Annotated in this window: 4 protein-coding genes; 3 read left to right on the top strand and 1 reads right to left on the bottom strand. The window is 47.3% G+C overall.

Translation table 11 applies throughout. From position 1 onward, the window contains the following. Positions 1-44: 44 nt before the first annotated feature. Both RH89_RS12440 and RH89_RS12435 read left to right on the top strand, forming a co-directional pair. The gene (locus tag RH89_RS12440; protein ID WP_004402229.1) at positions 45-527 is read left to right on the top strand and encodes a hypothetical protein; all 483 of its coding nucleotides are present in this window, start codon (positions 45-47) and stop codon (positions 525-527) included. Between the two features lie 69 nt (positions 528-596). Then, positions 597-1,343 (top strand): YggN family protein, encoded by a 747-nt coding sequence (locus tag RH89_RS12435; protein WP_004402228.1) that lies wholly within the window; start codon positions 597-599, stop codon positions 1,341-1,343. 51 nt (positions 1,344-1,394) lie between these two features. Here the strand turns inward: RH89_RS12435 and RH89_RS12430 are convergent, their stop codons facing one another. Then, positions 1,395-3,938 (bottom strand): Ig-like domain-containing protein, encoded by a 2,544-nt coding sequence (locus RH89_RS12430; RefSeq protein WP_004402227.1) that lies wholly within the window; start codon positions 3,936-3,938, stop codon positions 1,395-1,397. Between the two features lie 383 nt (positions 3,939-4,321). Here RH89_RS12430 and RH89_RS12425 point away from each other — a divergent pair, with 383 nt between their 5' ends. Next, complete coding sequence (locus RH89_RS12425; RefSeq protein WP_004402226.1) at positions 4,322-5,671, top strand: sodium-dependent transporter; 1,350 nt, start codon at positions 4,322-4,324, stop codon at positions 5,669-5,671. Positions 5,672-5,694 lie beyond the last annotated feature (23 nt).

Here is a 5,694-nt window from a genome sequence, read left to right as displayed (position 1 = left end):
TGCGAGTATTCTAGCAGTTCATTGGAAACCATAATCAAAAGAATATGAACAAGTCTGAACTCCGACAGGCATTTCTGGTTGAATTGCAACGCACACATCAAACCGCGCACAGCGCTGCGCAAACTGCCATTGATTCTGCGACAGATGAAGAAACCGTACCCGAACACAAGTACGACACTCTGGCACTGGAAGCGGCGTACTTGGCGCATGGTCAGGCTCAGAGAGTGGCTGAGTGTGAAGAAAATATCCGCTTGTACTCAGAACTGATCTTGCGTGAGTATGACGAAGATACACCGATAGGCATGACAGCACTGATCCAACTTGAAAACCGAGAAGGCAAAACTTTCTGGTATTTTATCGGTCCTTCTGCAGGTGGAATGAGTGTTGATATGAATGGCGAACCAGTTGCTGTTGTGACTCTGCAAGCGCCTCTTGGACAAGAATTGAAGGGAAAATACTTGGGAGATGAAGTGTTTCTGCAAGCGGGACATCAGCGAACCGAATACGAAATTGTTTCCCTTATATAACAAACTACTGACATTTTACTCACTCACTTTGCTAACTTGGGCGAAGTAGTGGTCGATGTTGAGGTGACTATGTATAAAAAATGGATAGGATTGGTATTGCTGACAATGAGTACTTACTCACATGCGTCTCAATGCGAAGTAGATGTAGAAAATGAAGTCCATTTGGACGGACATGAAGTCGAAGTATATCAACAAGGTCAGGCGAAAGTTCTGATCGACAAAGACAACAACGTATTCATTAATGGAGAAAAATTGTCACTCAGTGAGTGGCAAGCTCAGGCAGTCGACACTTACCGCGAAAAAATGAACGAGTATGTCCCAAGAGCCAAAGACATTGCCAATAACGGTGCTGATCTGGCGAAAGACATTGTGGATGACGTCAGTGCCAGCTTTGACAATAGCGAAGCGTTTAGCAATGTGAAAACAGCGATTGATGATTTCTATTCAGAGCTTGAGTCACGTTACTATCAGGAAGGCGAGTTCATCCTGAAGGAAAATGCATTCAAAGATGCTTTCAGCAATTGGAAGAAAGACTTTGAAGGTGCCATGCAAACCTTTAATGGTGAGTTTTTCTCGAGCGCTTTTTCGGCGTTGTCGGAAAAAATGAAAACCGACGGTGGCATTAACTTTACCGAAATGCAAAAACAGATGAGTGCTCTTAAAGATTCTTTAAAAGAGAAAATCCAAGGACAGTCTGAAGAGATTCGTAAAGAAGCACAGCAATACTGTGACCAGCTGAAAGATGTGGCAACAGAAGAACAGAAGCTGCATGAGAAGATCCCAGAGTTAAAAGATTATCCGGTGTTTTTAATTTAGGTATGCATAAAGAAGGGGAGCCAATGGCTCCCCTTTGTGTTTGAGTTCGTTTTACTTGCCTGCGTTCAGTTGGTCTAGCTTGTTACCAACAGGGACAGAGAAGTTGAAACCGTCGTGCTGATCCCAGTTAATGGACCAGGTCATCACGCCGCCGAAGTTCGGGTACAGTTTCGCCGGAACAACAGAACTACACTTAGTGCCCTTAATCAGACAGTCTAAAGCGTCGTAGATGTTTTGAACTGGAGCCTGACCAGAGTTCGCGCTGCTAGGTCCAGATGGCAAGCCAATGGCTACCTGATCGTCACGCAACGGAGCGAATTGAGAACCGTCCGCCAGAGCAAAGCCTTCCACCAGCATCTTCGCTGAAGCCACCATCATATCGACAGAACCTTCAGGCGCTGCACCTGGCATGTAAGGGTTAGGCAAACCGCCATTGTTGTAGAGCTGTACGTGAAGCAGGTCTAGCGTATCGCGTACTTGGTCAATGACCGGAATATACGCACCCCAGATACCCGTGTAAGCGACCATTCCGCCCTGTACATAAGGGTGTTCCGGTGCCATGGTCAGGTACATGTCTCCGCCTGTATTGGCTTCAATAGCCTTCAGAGCACGACCGAGACGAGCCTGAATTTGGGAACCATGAACAAGGTTTGACCCGCTTTCTAAGTCCACATCTAGACCATCAAAACCCCACTCCTTGATGATAGCGGTCAGGCTGCTGACAAAGTTAGCTTCATCCTGATCTGTATTCAGAGTGATGGTGCCTTCTGCACCGCCTAGAGAGAGAACGAAGATCTTACCTTTCGCCTGTAGTGCTGCCATGTCCTGCTTGAACTGAACAGGATCCATTGCGGGGCAGGTGCTGTGAATGTCGCCAGAGTAAAGGTTAAAGTGGACCGTTCCGTCACTGTTACGATCATTGTCTGCGAACGCGATATCAATGATGTCCCAACGCTCAGACATATCCGCTAGGCGAATTGGGCACCCTGAGCCGTTAACGAAGTTGTGCCAGTAACCAATTAGGTTATGTTTTTTCGCTACCTGCTCGACAGCGCTTACTGTAACACCTGAAGATACCGCACTGTTGCCAGCCGAATCTTTAGCGATAACCGTCAGTGTGTAGCTACCAATTGCTGCCGGAGTCCAGTTTGTGCTGTAAGGTGCAGTAGTATCTGAAGCAATGACTGAACCGTTCACCAGGAAATCAACGCTTTGGACTGTGCCTGTCAGGCTGGTGGCGTCAGCGCTCACTAGCGTTGATTTACCTACTCCAACCACACTGCCGTTTGCTGGTGCTGTTAAGCGGGTAACAACAGGCTGATCGCTAACAGTCACCAAAGCCGAAGCTTCACCCGTTGAACCGCCGTTGTCTGTTGCGACGGCTTTGACCGTTGTCTCGCCAACAGCAGTTGCAGACCAGTTCACAGTGTAAGGCGCTTGAGTATCAACTCCGATGCTGGTGTTGTTTGCAAAGAATTCAACTTGCGTCACTGTGCCGTCTGCATCAGATGCATTGGCGCTGACAGCAACTGTGGATCCTGCAAGGATGACGTCACCTGTCGCTGGTGCAGTTAGTGTTACTTCAGGTGCCGCGCTGCAAGCGCCTAAACCTGTCCACGCTTCCTGCCAGTGCGCACCCACTCCAGGTTCATACGCCCACGCGGAGCTTGATGAACACCATCCAGCTTGGTCACAACGGTATTTCTGGTTATTGTTTTCAACCAGATCGCCGTTTGAGTAGGCTGTCCCAGCTACGTATGGAACAGCATCGGCACAACCACCAGAAGACCCTGAATTCACGTTAACTGTGACTTCCTGACTAGCGGTAGACTGGTTGTCATTGTCCGTTGCTTTAGCGGAAACAACGTGCGAACCCGCAACGGCTGTCCAGTTATGCTCAAATGGTGCGGCGGTGTCTGTTGCAACCAAGGCGTTATCAACATAAAACTCGACTTTCGAGACAGAGCCATCGGTGTCAGAAGCGTTAGCTGCGATAGCCAGCACATCACCCTGAACTAAGGTTTCTGAGCCTGTCGGAGATGTCAGTTGAATGCTTGGTGGAACCAAATCACCCGCAGGGCTTACGCTGATCTGCACAGTGGCTTCGTTTGTTGCGCCCAGATTGTCGGTCACAACAGCAGAAATGGTGTGGCTACCTGTCGTTGTTGTCCAGTCCAGAGTGTAAGGAGCGGCAGTTACAACACCCAGGCTTACACCAGAAAGGAAGAATTCTACCTGCGCGACATTTCCATCAATGTCTGATGCGTTGGCTTGTAATCCGATTATCTGCCCTGTGGATAGCTGAGCATTGTTCAATGGGGAAGTGATGGTCACTTCTGGCAGTGCGTTATAACCACTGCAAGCCCCTAACCATTGCCACTCCTGCCAGTCACCAGAATGGGTAGCCGGCGATTTTCCTTGCGACCACCATCTCGCTTGATAAGCATTGTTTTCAAACTGGACCTTTCCATCTGTGGAATAGGTTGTTTCTGGTTGCCAAACTGGCAAAGCAGTACAGTCGACCGTCGCCGCCTGTACTGAGCCTGCAAGGCTAAGAGCGGACAGAATAGCGCCGCTGATAATTGTCCTTTTCATTTCTTCTCCCGTCATAAAAATGGGGACTGACTGCTCCCCCAGAACTAAAGTGCTTCAATCTACAAACGCAAAAAGCACGAATCTTTCCCTTATTAGATGGATTTTTAAGCAATGTCATTGGTAGGGTTTTGAATTAATTGCAAAACTAGATGGAATATCACAGAGAAATATTCTGCTAACTGGCTATTTCAACAGCTTTACGAGGCATCTCACTTTATTGAAAAGGTTGTTTCTATCTGATGAATAGCCCGTTCTTTTTTACTAGATGAATCGTTTGTTTTGCGAGCTGTTATCTGGTTAATGATACTACTATCTCTTGTTATTTGGCGTTGAAAACACTATTGTACTAGTCAACTAGTTCGGAGGTGCGTCAGTAACGAAGTATGGCAAGTACAAGAGAGAATTTTGGGTCGCGTTTAGGGTTTGTTCTAGCAGCGGCAGGAGCTGCGGTAGGTCTTGGAAACATTTGGGGTTTTCCTACTCAGGCAGCAAGTAATGGTGGTGGCGCATTTTTAATGGTCTACCTCATTATGATTTTGGTTGTGGCATTTCCAATGCTTGTGGTCGAAATGGCGATAGGCAGGCACGGTCAGGCTAACCCTGTCGACAGTATGAAGTCGTTAACAGCTAACCCGGTCGGCAAAACCGTTGGTGGGTTAGTCGGCTGGATTGGTCTCAGTGTACCAAGTGCTGTTCTGGCGTTTTATTCCATTGTAGGCGGTTGGCTAATCTGTTTTCTTTTAGGTGCCATCGCTGAGTTATTTGGATTTGTCTCGGCGGCGGAGTGGTTTAAAGGATTCAGTGTAGAACGTAACCTTTTTGGTACCATCACTTTTTACGTTCTTACCATTCTGATTGTTCAAGGTGGTGTGAAACAGGGTATTGAGAAGTGGTCTTCTCGTCTGATGCCTGCGTTGTTTATTCTCTTTGGTCTGCTGTTCATCTATATCATGATGCAATCCGGAGCGATGGAAGGCTTGAAACACTATCTGATTCCAGATTTTGAAAAAGTGTGGGACAGAAAACTGATTCTTGCGGCAATGGGGCAAGGCTTCTTCTCGTTAACCATTGGTGGTTGTTCAATGCTGATTTACGGTTCTTACCTGAGTAAAAAAGAGAACCTGCCTAAAATGGCGATGAATGTAACGCTTGTAGATACCGCCGTGGCATTTATTGCCGGTCTTGTTGTTATGCCTGCGATGTTTGTTGCTATGCAGAAAGGGGTGCAAATCTACGCGGAAGACGGCTCTCTTCTGAGCTCTGACACGCTTGTGTTTACGGTATTGCCTCTGATGTTTGAAAGCCTTGGCTTACTCGGTCAGATCTTTGCCATTATTTTCTTCTTATTACTGACGATTGCGGCACTGACTTCTTCAATTTCGATGCTTGAATGCCCTGTCGCACTGGTAAGTGAGAGAATGGATACAGGTCGTAGCCTGACAAGTTGGGTGCTTGGCGGATTAATCGCACTCTTTAGTGTGGTGATTGTCTTTAACTTTGGCGACCTGTTCGGTCTGGTGGCTATGGTGGCAACGCAATATCTTCAGCCGACAGCAGCTCTGATGTTCTGCTTATTTGGTGGCTGGGTGTGGAACCGTCATTCCAAGATTAAGGAACTAGAGCAAGGAAACCCAGACTTCCAGTTGGGTTGGTTCGGTAAGATATGGCCTGCTTATGTGAAGTTTGTGTGCCCTGTTCTTGTTGCTACAGTCATCTGGGCTTCATTCGGTTAATAGATATTGAAAACAAAAAAACG

It is taken from the genome of Vibrio nigripulchritudo ATCC 27043, from assembly GCF_000222685.1.
In the GTDB taxonomy this organism is placed as follows: domain Bacteria; phylum Pseudomonadota; class Gammaproteobacteria; order Enterobacterales; family Vibrionaceae; genus Vibrio; species Vibrio nigripulchritudo.
This window is presented reverse-complemented; position numbering and strand designations above follow the sequence as displayed.

Excerpts from the sequence above, each read along its gene's own strand:
- RH89_RS12440 (WP_004402229.1), top strand. The coding sequence starts at position 45 with ATGAACAAGTCTGAACTCCGACAGGCATTTCTGGTTGAATTGCAACGC.
- RH89_RS12435 (WP_004402228.1), top strand. The coding sequence starts at position 597 with ATGTATAAAAAATGGATAGGATTGGTATTGCTGACAATGAGTACTTAC.
- RH89_RS12430 (WP_004402227.1), bottom strand. The coding sequence starts at position 3,938 with ATGAAAAGGACAATTATCAGCGGCGCTATTCTGTCCGCTCTTAGCCTT.
- RH89_RS12425 (WP_004402226.1), top strand. The coding sequence starts at position 4,322 with ATGGCAAGTACAAGAGAGAATTTTGGGTCGCGTTTAGGGTTTGTTCTA.